This is a genomic window from Ensifer sp. SL37 (genome assembly GCF_026672675.1).
GTDB classification, from domain to species: domain Bacteria; phylum Pseudomonadota; class Alphaproteobacteria; order Rhizobiales; family Rhizobiaceae; genus Ensifer; species Ensifer adhaerens.
Genome location: NZ_JAPPRN010000006.1, coordinates 2,644,940 through 2,660,793 on the forward strand (window position 1 = coordinate 2,644,940; position 15,854 = coordinate 2,660,793).

Consider the following 15,854-nt stretch of genomic DNA (forward strand, 5'->3'; position numbering starts at 1 on the left):
GGCCTGCGGGGAAAAACAGCCCTTGTCTCTTCAGTTGCGGCAAGGGCTATGGCATTGCCTGCACATCTGGCCATGATGGCCTAAGCTGATTCCCGAAGGAGATGTGATGGAGTTCGTCGAAAGGGCGACGCCCTCAAGAAGCGCTGCCAGCAAGCTCTTCGACGAAGCCGGCCAGGCACCGCTCGACGTGCTGAAACGCGTCTATGGCTATTCTGCCTTTCGCGGCAAGCAGCAGGCAGTGGTCGAGCATGTGACCGCTGGCGGCGATGCCGTCGTTCTCTTTCCGACCGGCGCCGGCAAGTCGCTCTGCTTCCAGATCCCGGCGCTCTGCCGGCCCGGATTGGGTGTCGTCGTCTCGCCGCTGATCGCGCTGATGCGCGATCAGGTGGAGGCGCTGAAACAGCTTGGCGTCAATGCGGCTGCGCTGAATTCGTCGCTGACGCGCGAAGAGGCGATTGCGGTCAGGCGCCAGATCCACGACGGCACGCTCGACCTTCTCTATGTGACGCCGGAGCGGACCGTCACCGACGGCTTCGCCGATCTCATAGGCAATGCCCGAATCGCGCTTTTTGCCATCGACGAGGCGCACTGCGTTTCGCAATGGGGCCATGATTTCCGCCCCGAGTACCGCGCGCTCGGATTACTAGCCGAGCGCTATCCCGGCGTGCCGCGCATCGCGCTCACTGCCACCGCCGATCCGCACACCCGCGACGACATCGTCGAGCGGCTGGCGCTCAGCAATGCCGAGGTGTTTACCACCAGCTTCGACCGGCCGAACATCGCCTATGAAATCGTCGAGCGCGACCAGCCGCGCCAGCAATTGCTGCGCTTTCTCTCCCGCTTCAAAGGGGCGTCCGGCATCGTCTATTGCCTGTCGCGCGCCAAGGTCGAGGACACGGCCGAATGGCTGAACGCGCAAGGCATCCGGGCGCTGCCCTATCATGCCGGCATGGACCGCACGCTCCGCGACAGGCATCAGGACGCCTTCCTGAAAGAAGAGAGCCTTTGCCTCGTTGCGACCGTCGCTTTCGGCATGGGCATCGACAAGCCCGACGTGCGTTATGTCGCCCATCTCGACCTGCCGGGATCGGTGGAGGCCTATTACCAGGAGACCGGCCGCGCCGGTCGTGACGGGCAGCCCTCTGAGGTCTGGATGGCCTATGGCATGGCCGATGTGCTGCAGCGCCGCCGGATGATCGACGAGGGTGGAGCGGCGGATGACATCAAGCGCATCGAGCGCGGCAAGCTCAACGCGCTCTTGGCGATCTGCGAGACGGCGGGCTGCCGCCGCCAGGCGATCCTTGCGCATTTCGGCGAGGCCCATCCCGGCTGTTGCGGCCATTGCGACACCTGCCTGAAGCCGGTCGAGACCTGGGACGGGACGGAAGCGGCGATCAAGGCGCTGGCCGCGGTCTATCGCACCGGCGAGCGCTTCGGCACCGGCCATGTGGTCGATGTGCTCATGGGCACGGTCAACGAGAAGACCGAGCGCTTCGGCCATGTCGACATGCCCGTCTTCGGCGCCGGCAAGGACCTGCCGGCTCGCACCTGGCAATCGGTCTTCCGGCAATTGCTGGCGGCGGGCCTGATCAGCGTCGACCACGCGGCCTTCGGCGCGATGAAGCTCGAGGCGGAGGCGCGTGCGGTGTTCAAGCGCGAGCGCCAGGTGTTTTTCCGCAAGGACCGCCCGACCTCGGGCAAGGCGGCGCGCGGCGCCAAGTCGGGATCGCAGCGCGAACGGGCAGATCTGGCCGGTTCCGATCTCGAACTTTTCGAATTGCTGCGCGCCGAGCGCTTCTCGATCGCCAAGGATCTGAACGTCCCGCCCTATGTCGTCTTCCCCGATGCGACCTTGATTGCGCTTGCCAAGGAACGTCCGCGCGACCTCGACGAACTGCTCGACATTCCCGGTATCGGCGAAAGCAAACGCGAACGCTACGGCGAGGCATTTCTGGCGGTCATTGACGGGTATCTCGACGGGTGAAGGCGGTAGGCCCCCGCGTCTCCGTCGTCGGAAAATGTCTGTGGCGAAGCGCTTCGCGACACAATATGTCCGGCCCGCCATCGCGCCTTGAAATGGCCTGTCGTTTTTACGCTGGATGCGGCCGAGCGCCGGATTTTGCTGCAAGTCAAAAGCCGTCATGATACTCGTCAGGCACGCGATGTTTTCTTGAAGCGAGAGCGCCATGACTTCAGCCTTTCTCACCCATCTCCGTTTAGAACTCGAGGGCCTGAAGACGGCCGGGTTGTACAAGTCGGAGCGTGTGATCACCTCGAAGCAGGCAGGTGAGATCGAAGTCGCCTCGGGCGAGCGGGTGCTCAACTTCTGCGCCAACAACTATCTCGGCCTTGCCGACAGTGAAGAGCTGGCCGAGGCCGGCAAACAGGCGCTCGACCGCTACGGTTACGGCATGGCCTCGGTGCGCTTCATCTGCGGCACGCAGGAGGAGCATAAACAGCTGGAGGCGCGCATTTCGTCCTTCCTCGGCCTGGAAGACACGATCCTCTATTCCTCCTGTTTCGACGCCAATGGCGGCCTGTTCGAAACGCTGCTCGGCGAAGAGGATGCGATCATCTCCGACGCGCTCAACCACGCCTCGATCATCGACGGCGTGCGGCTGTCGAAGGCCAGGCGCTTCCGCTATGCCAACAACGACATGGCGGCGCTGGAGGAGGAACTGAAGAAGGCCGAGGGCAGCCGCTTCAAGCTGATCGCCACGGACGGCGTGTTCTCGATGGATGGCATCATCGCCAATCTTAAGGGCGTCTGCGACCTCGCCGACAAATATGGCGCCATGGTCATGGTCGACGACAGCCATGCGGTCGGCTTCGTCGGGAAGAACGGCCGCGGCTCGGCCGAACATTGTGGCGTCGAGGGCCGGATCGACATCATCACCGGCACGCTCGGCAAGGCGCTCGGCGGTGCCTCGGGCGGCTACACCTCGGCCAAGGCCGAAGTCGTCGACTGGCTCAGGCAGCGCTCGCGCCCTTATCTGTTTTCCAACACCCTGGCGCCGGTCATTGCCGCCGCCTCGCTCAAAGTCTTCGACCTGATCGACAACGGCGATGCCTTGCGCGAACGGCTCTATGCCAATGCGGCGCTGTTCCGCACCGAGATGACCAAGCTCGGCTTCACGCTGGCCGGTGAGGGCCACCCGATCATCCCGGTGATGCTCGGTGATGCCGCACTCGCCCAGGAGATGGCGGCGCGCATGCTGAAGAAGGGCGTCTATGTCATCGGCTTCTCCTTCCCGGTGGTGCCGAAGGGCCAGGCGCGCATCCGCACGCAGATGTCGGCAGCGCATAGTGAAGCGGACGTCCGGCGGGCAATCGCCGCCTTCGAAGAGGTCGGCCGCGACCTCGGCGTGATCTGAGGGAGAGACTGATGACGAACATGATGAAGGCGCTGGTGAAGTCGAAGCCGGAAGAGGGCCTCTGGATGGAGCGCGTGCCGGTGCCGGAGATCGGCCCGAACGACGTGCTGATCAAGGTGAAGAAATCGGCGATCTGCGGCACCGACGTGCACATCTGGAACTGGGACCAGTGGGCGCAAAAAACCATTCCGGTGCCGATGGTCGTCGGTCATGAGTTCATGGGCGAGATTGCCGAGGTCGGCTCGGCCGTCACCAAGTACCATGTCGGCGAGCGGGTCTCGGGCGAGGGCCATATCGTCTGCGGCAAGTGCCGCAACTGCCGGGCCGGCCGCGGGCATCTGTGCCGCAACACGCTCGGCGTCGGCGTCAACCGGCCGGGTTCGTTCGGCGAGTTCGTCTGCCTGCCGGAGTATAACGTCGTGCCGATCCCGGAGGATGTGCCCGACGAGATCGCGGCGATCTTCGATCCGTTCGGCAATGCGGTGCACACGGCACTCTCCTTCGATCTCGTCGGCGAGGACGTGCTGGTGACCGGCGCCGGTCCGATCGGCATCATGGGGGCGCTGGTCGCCAAGCGTTCGGGCGCGCGCAAGGTGGTGATCACCGACATCAACCCGACGCGGCTGGCGCTCGCGAAAAGCGTCGGCATCGACCATGTCGTCGATGCGTCGAAGGAAAACCTTGCCGACGTGATGAAGGCGATCGGCATGACCGAAGGTTTTGACGTCGGGCTGGAAATGTCGGGAGCGGCCCCTGCCTTCCGCGACATGATCGACAAGATGAACAATGGCGGCAAGATCGCCATCCTCGGCATCGCGCCGGCCGGCTTCGAGATCGACTGGAACAAGGTGATCTTCAAGATGCTCAACCTCAAGGGCATCTATGGCCGCGAGATGTTCGAGACCTGGTACAAGATGATCGCCTTCGTGCAGGGCGGGCTCGACCTTGCCCCCGTCATCACCCACCGCATCAAGATCGACGAGTTCCGCGACGGCTTTCAGGCCATGCGCTCCGGCAATTCCGGAAAGGTCGTCATGGACTGGTAAGGCCGCAAGGGCCGCCGTACCCGTGAGGGGCGGCGGCTCAGTTGGCGAGGCCGAACTGGATCTCGATCTCGTGATAGCGGGCGCCCTGGCCCGCCCAGCGGTGGTAAATCTCGCGGCTCTCGCCGGAGAAATTGTGCCTGGACATCTCGATCTTTGCGACCAGCGGCGCGTAGCCCTGGGTGAAAAGGCTGCGCATCGGACCCTGGTGCAGCGTGGACGCCACCATGATCGGCTCCAGTTCGATCAGATCGAGCGCGCCGCGATAATCCTTGCCGCCCGTGACCGGGCGGCAGATGCGCCAGTCGAACGGCGTCTTGGCGTTTTTCGGTAGATCGTTCGCGATAAAGATCCAGGGGCCTGCGGGCATCATTCCTGCACGTTCCATCTCCGCCTCGATGAGAGGCGCCAGCATGGCGCTCTCCGTCTTGACGTCTGGAATGGTGAGCCGCCGACCGATCGATAACACCCGCATGGCGTCGGTTTCCTTGATGAGCATTCGAGCCTCCGTTTCGGTGCGAAGGTCCTGCGCGATCAGGTCAAGCGCAAGCAAAAAGCCGGAATAATCTTGCGATTTTTTCTCGACAATGGGCTCCTTCGGGAATCGTTTTGCGTGCACATGCCTTGCTGGCGCCTGCGCTTGCTTGAGGGCAGGGAGGCTCTATCTTGATGGCAGTGGAGACGTTGTCGCACCGGGAAGTAGAGGAGATGCATGCATGCGTTATGAGGGAAGCTGTCATTGCGGCAAGATCGCCTTCGAGGTGGAAGGGGAATTTGGCGAAGCGATCGACTGCAATTGCTCGCTCTGCCGTCGTCGCGGCGGACTGCTCGCCTTCGTTGCCCGCGACAAGCTGACGCTGACGACGCCGGAAGCGGACCTCTCGACCTATGTCTTCAACAAACATGTGATCCAGCACCGGTTCTGCGACACCTGCGGAATCGCGCCATTCGGTGAGGGCGACGGGCCGCATGGGAAGATGGCGGCGATCAACCTGCGCTGCCTGCCGGAGTTCGATATCGAGGCGGTGAAAGTCGTCAAATACGACGGCCGATCGGTTTAGTACCGGACCGAAAAATGCAGTCCTGGTTGCGCGTGCGCATATGGCACAACGAGACCTTGCCGATTAAATTGTTGCTACCCTTGTCTTTTGGCGGGCAGCGCCTACATCTTCAGCGGAAGCTGATAAACCCCAAAAAGCGACAGGAACGGTGATTTTTACCGAATCATCCGGTTTTTCAGCGGAAATGCTTGACGGGATCGAAAATTCTGGGAATCACCATTTCCGAATAAGAAATGGCGAGATGACACGGCGGTTAGGGAATCATGCCAGAGACGTTTCAGTGGCAGGACTGTCGGAGCTTGTCCGCTTTGCCACGAGTACACTCGTGGTTAAACAGGAATTAAACATCATCCCGTTACGTCAGGGGAAATGATTCGGTGGCGGGTGCGCGGCGCACCCGGACCTTCGAGCGGCATTGGCACCGGGCTCACGCCGGTTGCGACAAGGAAAGCGACGAACTAAATGGCAACCAAAGTCAAAGAAAACGAAGAAGCTGACGTAGAACGCGAAGGCGCTCCGGACGGCCCGCTTCTCGATCTTTCCGATGACGCTGTCAAGAAGATGATCAAGGCCGCCAAGAAGCGCGGCTACGTGACGATGGACGAGCTGAACTCCGTCCTTCCGTCCGAGGAAGTCACCTCCGAACAGATCGAAGACACGATGGCAATGCTGTCCGACATGGGCATCAACGTGATCGAGGACGAGGAAGCCGAAGAAGCTGCCGGCGGCGGCGACGATGAGGCCAGCGACGACGATAACGAAAGCGAAGGCGGCGAACTGGCCCCTTCCAGCGGTACTTCGCTTGCGACCAGCAAGAAGAAGGAACCGACTGATCGCACCGACGACCCGGTTCGCATGTACCTGCGCGAAATGGGTTCGGTCGAGCTTCTTTCGCGCGAAGGCGAAATCGCGATTGCCAAGCGCATCGAGGCTGGCCGCGAGACAATGATCGCCGGTCTCTGTGAGAGCCCGCTGACCTTCCAGGCGCTGATTATCTGGCGCGACGAACTGAACGAAGGCCAGACGCTTCTGCGCGAGATCATCGATCTCGAGACCACCTATTCCGGTCCCGAGGCCAAGGCTGCTCCGCAGTTCCAGAGCCCGGAAAAGATCGAGGCCGACCGCAAGGCTGCCGAGGAAAAGGAAAAGACCCGCAAGGTTCGCTCGCCTGCCAACGACGACGACATCACCAATGTCGGCGGCGATGTCATGCCGGCCGAGGAGGAAGAGGAAGACGACGACGAGTCGAACCTCTCGCTCGCCGCCATGGAAGCGGAACTGCGCCCGCAGGTCATGGAAACCCTCGACATCATCGCGGAGACCTACAAGAAGCTGCGCAAGCTGCAGGACCAGCAGGTGGAAGCCCGCCTTGCTGCCACCGGCACGCTGTCGCCCGCCCAGGAGCGCCGCTACAAGGAACTCAAGGACGAGCTGATCAAGGCGGTCAAGTCGCTGTCGCTCAACCAGAACCGCGTCGACAGCCTGGTCGAGCAGCTCTACGACATCTCCAAGCGCCTGATGCAGAACGAAGGCCGCCTGCTGCGCCTTGCCGAAAGCTATGGCGTCAAGCGCGACTCGTTCCTGGAACAGTATTCGGGCGCCGAACTCGACCCGAACTGGATGAAGTCGATCAGCAACCTGGCCGGCAAGGGCTGGAAGGAATTCGCCAAGAGCGAAAACCAGACGATCCGCGACATCCGCCAGGAGATCCAGAATCTGGCCACGGAAACCGGCATCTCGATCGCCGAGTTCCGCCGCATCGTTTCGATGGTGCAGAAGGGCGAGCGCGAAGCGCGTATCGCCAAGAAGGAAATGGTCGAAGCGAACCTGCGCCTCGTCATCTCCATCGCCAAGAAGTACACCAACCGCGGCCTGCAGTTCCTCGATCTCATCCAGGAAGGCAACATCGGCCTGATGAAGGCGGTCGACAAGTTCGAATACCGCCGCGGTTACAAGTTCTCGACCTATGCCACCTGGTGGATCCGTCAGGCGATCACCCGGTCGATCGCCGACCAGGCCCGCACGATCCGCATCCCGGTGCACATGATCGAGACGATCAACAAGATCGTCCGCACCTCGCGCCAGATGCTGCACGAGATCGGCCGCGAGCCGACGCCGGAAGAACTGGCCGAAAAGCTCGCCATGCCGCTCGAAAAGGTCCGCAAGGTCCTGAAGATCGCCAAGGAGCCGATCTCGCTCGAAACGCCTGTCGGTGACGAAGAGGATTCGCACCTCGGCGATTTCATCGAGGACAAGAACGCACTGCTGCCGATCGACGCCGCCATCCAGGCGAACCTGCGCGAGACAACCACCCGCGTTCTCGCCTCGCTGACGCCGCGCGAAGAGCGCGTTCTGCGCATGCGCTTCGGCATCGGCATGAACACCGACCACACGCTCGAAGAAGTCGGCCAGCAGTTCTCGGTTACCCGCGAACGTATCCGTCAGATCGAGGCGAAGGCCCTCCGCAAGCTCAAGCATCCGAGCCGCTCCAGGAAGCTCAGAAGCTTCCTCGACAGCTAAAGTCGGGTACATGGAAAGATCGAAAGCCGGGCCACGTGCCCGGCTTTTTCGTTTCCGCCTCACCCATGCGATTTATTGTGGGCGCTTTCGCCGGGGAGTATAGTCGCCCCTTCGCAGTAATCTGGGGCACCCCGTCTTGTACGCGGGAGCAATCGCACCGCGGGCGTGAAGCGTGCCCCCGTGGAGGTGTCAGATGACGACGTATGTCATGCTCCTCAACTGGACCGAGCAGGGCGTCAAGAATGTGCGTGATTCCCCGAAGAGGCTCGACCTCGCACGGAATGTGCTCGGCGAGATGGGCGGTTCCTTCAAGCATTTCTTCCTGACCATGGGCGACTACGACATGGTGGCCATCGTCGAAGCGCCTGACGATGCGGTGGCCGCACGCTTCGCGCTCACGCTTGGCATGGCCGGCAATGTGCGCTCGACGACGCTGAAAGCCTTCCCTGAGGCTGCCTATCGCGAACTGATCGCCTCGCTTGGATGAACGGCCGGTGTTGCGGCCGTGAGGATAATCGCGGCCACAACGTCAGATGCCTCGTTCACGGCGCACCGTTTCCCGAGAGGATGCGGGCCGCGCCGCGCATGGCGTTGCGAAAGGCGTCGTCAAAGCTGATGCCGCTCAACTGCCAGCGGTAACGCTTGCCGCCCGCGTCCATCTGCCATTGGGCGATCCAGCCACGGGCGGCGTCGGACCAGACGAGCGCGCCGAGGAGCGGCACGTCGCCGTCGGTTTGTGTCACGGGTGAAAAGAGCTGTGCCGGATCCGCTTGCGGCAGGGTGTCGAGCGCGGGTTTCCGGGCAGTTACGGTCGCCGCATCCGGCAGCACGGTCGAAAGCGCCAGCGGCTTTGCAGCTGCCTCAAGCGAATCCGCCATATAGGGGCTTTCACTGCCGTCGCGTGTCAGCACGAAGCGGCGCTTCTGGTCCTTGACCGCCAGCCATACGGCGATCGCCGGGCGAGGGGAGAGCCATGGCTTGCGGCCGAGTTCTGCGAGAAGCGGATCCAGCGTTGCTGGCTGGTACCGGCAGGTGAGGTCATGCGGGCGGTCGTGCGTGCCCTGTTCGTCATGGATCGGGATGCCTTCGAGGCGATCGCGATAGGAGAAGGTCGAGACGAAGCTGCCGGCCTTGGCCTCCGCTGCAGCAAACCGGGGCGCCTCCGTGATCGTCGGATCGCCGGATAGTTTGACGAGCACTTCACGCAGGCATTCGCGAAAACCGATCGCACGATTGGCCTCACCCGTGCCGGTGACGATCGCGTCACTGCGATAAAGCGCGTCGATATCTGCCGCCCCGGCGTTGCTGCCGGCGTGGCAGAGAAGCGCCGCTACGAGCGCCGTGACCGTCGCTCTTTTCCGGATCAGTTTGCCGGCGGCAGGACGCAACTGAGATCGCCCTCCTCACAGCTCAGATAGGTCTTGAAGTCGGCGACGCGCTTCTGTGTGCGATCGTCGCGGCATTCAAGCGTGATCATCGGCTGGGCGGAGCCGCCGGCAACGCCCGAGCTTGCGAAATCGCATTCGGCATCGCGATAGGCGATCCAGGCCCTTTGCGCGGCAACCAGCAGCTTCGTCTTGTCGGCATCGTCCTTCAGGCGTCCCTGGATTTGCTTGTAAAGGGCGTTCAGTTCGGCGTCGGAGGCCTTCAGCGCCTTGTCGGCGCAGGCATTCATCGTCGCCTGGTCGCTCGCATCGGCGCATTCGTCGGCGCGCGCGAGGCCAGTCGCGGCGAACAAGCCGGTGAAGGCGAGCACCATCAAGGCGGATATTTTCATCGATACGCTCCTTTGCGCCCAATGGCTGGCGCGGCATGTCTCCCGTGGATCGTAAAACCTCCGGTGGCGAAAGTTCAATGGCCGGGCCTTCGATGGTTCTCCTTTGAATCAAAAGAGATCCTTAAGGTTTACGTTTTATCAATCTCTGGAGCGCCGCGGCCCCGACGGGCGGCCCGTGGTGTTCGAGCATTTTTCCCGCGGCATTGCCTTGCGCGCAATCGCCGTGCTGCGGGGAAGCAAGAGGTTCTGCGATGCGTTGCGTATTTGTCGTCGTCCTCCTGTTGCTGGCCGGCTGCGGAACGGTGCCGAGAGACACCCGGAATGCCTGCGCGGTTTTCGAGCAGCAAGATGGCCTTTTCAACAATTGGCGCCGGGAAGCCTATAGCGCCCAGCGTGAATACGGCGTGCCCGTGCCGATCCTGATGGCGACGATCTACACCGAATCCGGCTTCCGCCATAATGCCCGTCCGCCACGCACCAAGCTTTTCGGCTTCATCCCCTGGACGCGCGCTTCGACCGCCTACGGCTATTCCCAGGCGCTCGACGGCACCTGGGCGCGCTATCAGAGCGAGACCGGCCGCTGGGCGGCGCGGCGTTCGGACTTCGGCGACGCGATCCGCTTCATCGCCTGGTACCATCGCGAAAGTGCCCAGCGGAACGGCATCGCCCTCAACGACGCCTACAGGCTCTACATCGCCTATTACCATGGCCACGGCGGCTATTCCCGAGGCAACTGGAGCGATACGGCCAAGAACGGCGCCAAGCGGGCGGCCGGCATGGCCCAGGTCTACAGCAAGCAGCTCAGAGGTTGCGGCAGCTAACGCCGCAGCCCGGTTGAGCCGGCGCCAGGGGACCGTTCTTCCGCTTAACCAGCGGCTGCGCGATCAAGTTCCGCGACATCGATCTTCACCATGCCCATCATCGCCTGCTGGGCGCGGGCGGCACGCGCCGGATCAGGATCGCCGAGGTGGCGCATCAGGGCGTCCGGGATGATCTGCCAGGAAAGACCGAACCTGTCCTTCAGCCAGCCGCAATGCTGCGGCGTGCCGCCGTCCAAGAGCCTTTCCCAGAAGTAGTCGACTTCCGCCTGGTCGGTGCAGCGCAGGAAGAACGACACGGCCTCGCTGAACTTGAAATGCGGCCCGCCGTTGAGCCCCATGAAGTGCTGCCCCTCGATCTCGAAGGATGCGGTAAAGGCCCTGCCGTCGGGGCCCCGCTTCACGTCGGTGATGCGGGTGTTGCGGAAAATGTCGGTGTAGAAAGTGATGGCGTCCTCCAGCTGATCGTCGAACCAGAGAAACGGCGTGATCTTCTGCATGGGTGTCTCCCGATTTGGATGCTACCGGCCAAGGACGAACGGGGAAGCGCGGTTCCGACAAAAGCAGCGCCGCACTTGAAAGAAAATTCCGTCCCGATGTCGGAACTCTTGGCCGTCCTGCGTCCTATGCTCGTAGAACGAACAGAGGAGACTATGTCGATGACCTATGTGGATGGCTTTATCGTTGCCGTGCCGAAGGCGAATATCGAGGCCTACAAGGCGATGGCGAAGGCGGCGGGTGAAGTGTGGATGGAGCACGGCGCGCTCGCCTACAACGAATGCCTGGCGGATGACGCGCCCTATGGCGAAGTGACGTCCTTTCCCCGCTCGGTGCAGGCCAAGGACGATGAGACGGTGGTGTTCTCCTGGATCACCTACAAATCCCGCGCCGAGCGCGACGCGATCGTTGCCAAGGTCATGGCCGATCCGCGGCTGCAGGGCGATGCCTGGAAGCAGGTGTTCGACGGCAAGCGCATGATCTATGGCGGCTTCGAGGCCTTCCTGGAGATGTAGGCGCTGTTTGCGCGACGGATTGCGGCAGATCGCCTTGGACCGGGAGCGGTCCGGGGATAGAAGCATTGGGCATATCACCGGGTCGCACCGCTTCTCAGGCGGATGCGACCGCCTGCCGGAGGCCTTCATGCCGCAAACGCGCATCACCATCGCCACCCATGGCCAGGGGCTCTATGAATTTACCGACGAGGCGGCGGCCTTCGTACGCGCCAACGCCGACTGCGAGGGGCTGCTCACGGTCTTCGTGCGGCACACCTCCTGTTCGCTTCTCATCCAGGAGAACGCTGACCCGGACGTGAAGCGCGATCTGGACGCCTTTTTTCGCCGCCTCGTGCCGCCTTCCTCGGATACCTCCATGCGCTGGATCGTGCACACCCAGGAAGGCCCCGACGATATGCCGGCACATATCAAGGCGGCGTTGACGCCGGTATCGCTCGGCATTCCCGTCAGTGGTGGCCGGATGCTCACCGGCACCTGGCAGGGGCTCTACCTCTTCGAGCATCGCGACCGCCCGCATCGCCGCGAGATCGTCCTGCATCTTTCCGCCTGATTGGCCGGCGCCGACGATTGAACGGCGGCGAAAGGGTTCTAGATAAAGGGGCGAGAGCAAGGGCTTGGGAACCGGCCTTCGAGGCTAGGGAGGAACCGGAATGACCGATGCACAGACGATTGCCAGCGGCTTTATCGAGGCGCTGAACCAGCGGGATTTCGAGGCGCTGGCGCGGCTCGTGCATGAGGACATAGAACTCGATTCGCTGACCGGTCAACGCACCGTCGGCGTCGGCCCCTTGCGCGCCTGGCTGATGAACTATCTGCGCCGTTTCGACGAGCAGTTCGGAGACGTGGTGCTGATGCGCGATGCCTTCGGCCAGCGCGTGGCCGCCGATTTGACGGTACGGGGCACCTACCGCGAGACCATGGAAGGCTTTCCCCCTGCGACTGGCCAGAGCTACTCCATTCCCAGCGTGCTCGTCTTCGAGATCGAGGACGGCGCCATCACCCGCCTCAGCCATTATCGCAATATTCGCGTCTTTGAGCGGGCGCTTGCCGGCTGAGCGACGCGTAGCCGACCGCTCCTGACGGTCGCGCCCCTTCATTTTCAAGTTTTCTTACTGACCGCCGGATGACCGATCATGTCTTGATCGGGAAAATACGGGCGCGAATCACCTCTGGCACGCCGATGACGGCGGCTGATTCGCCGCTTGTCCAAGCGCAGGCGAAGGCGCGTCCCAGCGCCTTGGCCGCGGTCAAAGCCCTTCGAAATACTTGTTTATAAGCAATGCCTTATCTACTGTGACTTGCACGAAAGTCTCCTCCACGCGCGTGTGGTCATCACGTTCTGGCAATCTGAACGTCCCATGAACATCGGGTTCCGCTGTCGTTCAGCTTGGCGACCCTATTCTCTGATCAATCGCTTGGGACGGTGATTGCCCCTCGAACCCTTCAAGCTTGGAGAGATCTTATGAAGAACCGCCTTTTTAACGCCGCTGCCGCCGCCGTCATCGGACTTACCGGCCTGCTGGGTGCCGCCTCCACCGCTTCGGCGGAATCGATCGAATTCGGTTTCGGCCCGCGCGGTGGCGTCGATGTCCAGTATCGCGACTACGACGGCGGCTACGGTGACGAGCGCGACTGGGGTCGCGGCCGTGACCGCCACTGGGACCGTGACCGCCGCGGCCGTTGCGCGCCCTGGATGGCCGTCGACAAGGCCCGCGATCGTGGACTCCGCCGCGCCTATGTCGCCGACGTCTCTTCGCGCCGCGTCGTCGTCGAAGGCCGTCGCCACGGCCAACGCCAGACGATCGTGTTTGCGAACGCCCGCGGCTGCCCGACGATCGGCCGCTGGTAACACCTAAGCAATCTTCCCGCCTCGTCTCCCCCGGCCGGCGGAAGAATGGCCCCTCATGCCAAGGCATGGGGGGCTTTTTGTTTGACGCCGCAGCGACCAAGGGGCGCCGGTTGCGCGCAGCCCTGGTCGGGACGCGTGAACGAAGCGAAGTGGATCAGGCCGACAGCGCGGTCCACACGTGCGAATCGTCCGCTCGGGCGATCGTCGTGTCAGGCACCGTAGTTGCCGAACCGACGGCAAGGCTCCGGCCGGTTTGCCCTCTAGCATTGCCAGACGAATGAACGCGCGGCGCAATTCCATCGCGGACATCTGCGGCCTAGGCATCGGCTGATCTTCTTCAGACCGGATCCAGCCCATGTGTCAGCCATCGCCCGGAACACCTGCCAAGGATCTCCTCGACCGAACACTCGGGACCAACGATCCATGCGATGTGGCTGGAGGTCCGCTTTAGCGGCGAGGATGACGAGGACGTGAAGGCGAGGGCGACGCCAGGCGGAGATCGCGGAGCGGTCGCGGGCGATGCCGCAGGGCGAGGGACGGCAGCAAATCGCGCGCGGGAAGCGATGTCAAAGCAGGTGCCGGCAAATTTAAGCCTGGAGGTCGGACGGCGTTCAGCGCCGGGCCCAGTCTTAGTCGAGTGCATCGCGATCACCAGCGCCCAAAAGAAAAGCCCCCGGCACCGATCCTTGGCACCAGGGGCGTTCGATCGTTGAACGCCCGCGCTTGGCCGCGGGCGTTGCTGACAAGCCTTACTGCTTGATTTCGAAGGTCACGTTGACCGTCACGTTGTAGCTGTTTTCGCCGGTTGCGACCGGAACGGCGTCGGCGGCATATTCCTTGGCCATGCCGGCGCGCATCATCGGCACCGGCTCGGGGCGGAAGCCCTGCTCGGAGATGTTGACGATCTTGCCGACCGAGACGCCGGCCGCTTCGGCCAGCACCTTGGCCTTCTCAACGGCATCGGCAACGGCTGCCTTGCGCGCTTCGGTGATCACGGCTTCCGGCTTGTCGTTGGTGAACTGTACGCCGCCACCCTGGTTGACGCCGAGCGAAACCGACTTGTCGATCACTTCGCCGAGCTTGGCGAGATCGCGAACGCGGACGCTGACGCCGTTCGTCACCTGGTAGCCGATCAACTCCGGCGCGCGGTTGCTGCCGTCGGTGTTGGTCGGGTAGCTGTATTGCGGGTTGAGCATGAAGCCGCTCGTCTGCAGGTCGCGATCGGCAATGCCGCCGTCCTTCAGCGCCTTCAGCACTTCGGCCATGGTCTTGTTGTTGGCGTCCAGCGCTTCACGCGCGGTCTTGCCATCCTTGACGACGCTCAGCTGCAGGACTGCCATGTCCGGCGCGGTCGTCGCGCGGCCTTCGCCGGCAACGACGATGGTGGCCTTGTCCTTGTCCGTCTCCTGCGCCTGAGCGGCGGCAACGCCAGCAAAAGCTGCGGCGAAGGCGGCGATCGAAAGCGTGCGGGCAGTGCGTGTGGAAATCATCTTCAATGTCTCTCCGGTTGTTCCGTCCCAAGCGTCTTCTTGGCTATCGATTGTGTGAGCATTGCGGCAATGGCTTGTCCGCAAAAAGGTTTTCCGCTAGAGCCTTGGCCACCCGCAAACTGCCATTGGTTCGCGGGCCTGGATCACGACGGTGCCACGCCTCGTTCAGAAGCGCAAAGGCCACCGTAGCACTTAAAGTTGCTGCCCCGTGTCTTATCCCTGGACCGTTACGGTTTAAGGACAGGAGCGGATCCAGAGTGGGCCTGTAGCTCAATGGTTAGAGCCGGCGGCTCATAACCGCTTGGTTGGGGGTTCGAGTCCCTCCGGGCCCACCAGTCACTTGCGAACATTGAATTTTCTAGGTTTTCTGGCTGATTTTTGCCCAGATTTGATGTGCGCGCAGATTTGGGACACTTCCAGCGACTTTGCACGACGCGAAATTGCGCACGGCATGTTCCGCCAACGTCGGATAATCCAACCCTCTTCCTCGTGGTTTCTGCTAGGATGGCCGGCCAGGCAGCAATGGAGAATTTCGATGGCTGGTCCGGGCGCGGAAATGGTGCGAATCGTACGTCGCAACAAGCTGGTTGGCTTTTGGGCGGCGGAGAAACTGGCCCTTGCCGGCGAAAATGCCAAGACCTACTCGGATGGTCTTGCGATGGCGGCGCTGGAGGTCGAACGCAGCGACATTCTTGCGATCATTCGAAGAGACTTTGACGCGGCAGGCGTGGTCCAGTCGGATGACGACATTCTGGCGGTCATGAACGTTTGCTGGCTGGAGGCGGGAAAACGAACAAAGGGGTCAGACGGCAGCGATGCAGCGCTGGTGCAGATTGCACGTCACCTCATGCAAGGATCGTGAGCGACGGATCCTCTCCGGCGCAACAGCTATTCGGGTGCCACGAACGT

At 62.5% G+C, this 15,854-nt stretch carries 17 protein-coding genes and 1 tRNA gene; 13 read left to right on the top strand and 5 right to left on the bottom strand.

The features are described from left to right. The first annotated feature begins 106 nt into the window (after positions 1 to 106). From recQ to tdh, 3 genes are all read left to right on the top strand, one after another. The gene (gene recQ / locus OVA00_RS24900; protein WP_268089784.1) at positions 107 to 1,984 is read left to right on the top strand and encodes a DNA helicase RecQ; all 1,878 of its coding nucleotides are present in this window, start codon (positions 107 to 109) and stop codon (positions 1,982 to 1,984) included. Positions 1,985 to 2,186: 202 nt separating this feature from the next. Beyond that, positions 2,187 to 3,374, top strand: a complete 1,188-nt coding sequence (locus tag OVA00_RS24905; protein ID WP_268089785.1) for a glycine C-acetyltransferase — start codon at positions 2,187 to 2,189, stop codon at positions 3,372 to 3,374. Positions 3,375 to 3,385: 11 nt separating this feature from the next. Beyond that, a complete protein-coding gene (tdh, locus tag OVA00_RS24910) occupies positions 3,386 to 4,420 on the top strand; it encodes an L-threonine 3-dehydrogenase (protein WP_060611193.1) in 1,035 nt (344 codons plus the stop codon). A gap of 37 nt (positions 4,421 to 4,457) precedes the next feature. Here tdh and OVA00_RS24915 read toward each other — a convergent pair whose 3' ends face one another. Continuing rightward, the gene (locus tag OVA00_RS24915; RefSeq protein WP_060516152.1) at positions 4,458 to 4,916 is read right to left on the bottom strand and encodes a hypothetical protein; all 459 of its coding nucleotides are present in this window, start codon (positions 4,914 to 4,916) and stop codon (positions 4,458 to 4,460) included. 217 nt (positions 4,917 to 5,133) lie between these two features. Between OVA00_RS24915 and OVA00_RS24920 the strand changes: the two genes are divergently transcribed. The 3 genes from OVA00_RS24920 to OVA00_RS24930 all read left to right on the top strand — a co-directional run bounded on the left by OVA00_RS24920 (position 5,134) and on the right by OVA00_RS24930 (position 8,485). Next, the gene (locus OVA00_RS24920; RefSeq protein ID WP_034803441.1) at positions 5,134 to 5,478 is read left to right on the top strand and encodes a GFA family protein; all 345 of its coding nucleotides are present in this window, start codon (positions 5,134 to 5,136) and stop codon (positions 5,476 to 5,478) included. Positions 5,479 to 5,940: 462 nt separating this feature from the next. Beyond that, a complete protein-coding gene (rpoD, locus tag OVA00_RS24925) occupies positions 5,941 to 7,998 on the top strand; it encodes an RNA polymerase sigma factor RpoD (protein WP_034803439.1) in 2,058 nt (685 codons plus the stop codon). 193 nt (positions 7,999 to 8,191) lie between these two features. Then, positions 8,192 to 8,485, top strand: a complete 294-nt coding sequence (locus tag OVA00_RS24930; RefSeq protein ID WP_034803438.1) for a GYD domain-containing protein — start codon at positions 8,192 to 8,194, stop codon at positions 8,483 to 8,485. 55 nt (positions 8,486 to 8,540) lie between these two features. Here the strand turns inward: OVA00_RS24930 and OVA00_RS24935 are convergent, their stop codons facing one another. Next, entirely contained in the window at positions 8,541 to 9,386 is an 846-nt protein-coding gene (locus tag OVA00_RS24935) for a DUF2066 domain-containing protein (protein ID WP_268089786.1), read from the bottom strand. Next, a complete protein-coding gene (locus OVA00_RS24940) occupies positions 9,362 to 9,775 on the bottom strand; it encodes a lysozyme inhibitor LprI family protein (protein WP_082566223.1) in 414 nt (137 codons plus the stop codon). Before OVA00_RS24940 ends, OVA00_RS24935 begins: the two co-directional genes overlap by 25 nt. A 251-nt stretch (positions 9,776 to 10,026) precedes the next feature. On the opposite strand from OVA00_RS24940, the gene OVA00_RS24945 reads away from it, so the two are divergent. Beyond that, on the top strand, positions 10,027 to 10,596 hold the full coding sequence (locus OVA00_RS24945; protein ID WP_034803436.1) for a transglycosylase SLT domain-containing protein: 570 nt from the start codon (positions 10,027 to 10,029) through the stop codon (positions 10,594 to 10,596). 44 nt (positions 10,597 to 10,640) lie between these two features. On the opposite strand, the gene OVA00_RS24950 is transcribed toward OVA00_RS24945, so the two are convergent. Beyond that, positions 10,641 to 11,093 carry a VOC family protein gene (locus OVA00_RS24950; protein ID WP_090294405.1) on the bottom strand — a complete coding sequence of 151 codons (453 nt, stop codon included), beginning with the start codon at positions 11,091 to 11,093 and terminating at the stop codon, positions 10,641 to 10,643. A 159-nt stretch (positions 11,094 to 11,252) separates the two neighbouring features. On the opposite strand from OVA00_RS24950, the gene OVA00_RS24955 reads away from it, so the two are divergent. The 4 genes from OVA00_RS24955 to OVA00_RS24970 all read left to right on the top strand — a co-directional run bounded on the left by OVA00_RS24955 (position 11,253) and on the right by OVA00_RS24970 (position 13,455). Further along, complete coding sequence (locus tag OVA00_RS24955) at positions 11,253 to 11,606, top strand: DUF1428 domain-containing protein (RefSeq protein WP_090294485.1); 354 nt, start codon at positions 11,253 to 11,255, stop codon at positions 11,604 to 11,606. 127 nt (positions 11,607 to 11,733) lie between these two features. Beyond that, positions 11,734 to 12,156: a secondary thiamine-phosphate synthase enzyme YjbQ gene (locus tag OVA00_RS24960; protein ID WP_112977233.1), complete on the top strand. Its 423-nt coding sequence runs from the start codon at positions 11,734 to 11,736 to the stop codon at positions 12,154 to 12,156. 100 nt (positions 12,157 to 12,256) lie between these two features. Then, positions 12,257 to 12,661 carry a ketosteroid isomerase-related protein gene (locus tag OVA00_RS24965; protein WP_034803432.1) on the top strand — a complete coding sequence of 135 codons (405 nt, stop codon included), beginning with the start codon at positions 12,257 to 12,259 and terminating at the stop codon, positions 12,659 to 12,661. 407 nt (positions 12,662 to 13,068) lie between these two features. Continuing rightward, positions 13,069 to 13,455 carry a hypothetical protein gene (locus OVA00_RS24970; RefSeq protein WP_034803430.1) on the top strand — a complete coding sequence of 129 codons (387 nt, stop codon included), beginning with the start codon at positions 13,069 to 13,071 and terminating at the stop codon, positions 13,453 to 13,455. 749 nt (positions 13,456 to 14,204) lie between these two features. Here OVA00_RS24970 and OVA00_RS24975 read toward each other — a convergent pair. Further along, complete coding sequence (locus OVA00_RS24975; RefSeq protein ID WP_034803426.1) at positions 14,205 to 14,945, bottom strand: SIMPL domain-containing protein; 741 nt, start codon at positions 14,943 to 14,945, stop codon at positions 14,205 to 14,207. 259 nt (positions 14,946 to 15,204) lie between these two features. On the opposite strand from OVA00_RS24975, the gene OVA00_RS24980 reads away from it, so the two are divergent. Both OVA00_RS24980 and OVA00_RS24985 read left to right on the top strand, forming a co-directional pair. Continuing rightward, positions 15,205 to 15,280, top strand: a tRNA-Ile gene (locus OVA00_RS24980). A 5-nt stretch (positions 15,281 to 15,285) separates the two neighbouring features. Continuing rightward, entirely contained in the window at positions 15,286 to 15,807 is a 522-nt protein-coding gene (locus OVA00_RS24985) for an ATPase inhibitor subunit zeta (RefSeq protein WP_268089787.1), read from the top strand. Positions 15,808 to 15,854: the final 47 nt, after the last annotated feature.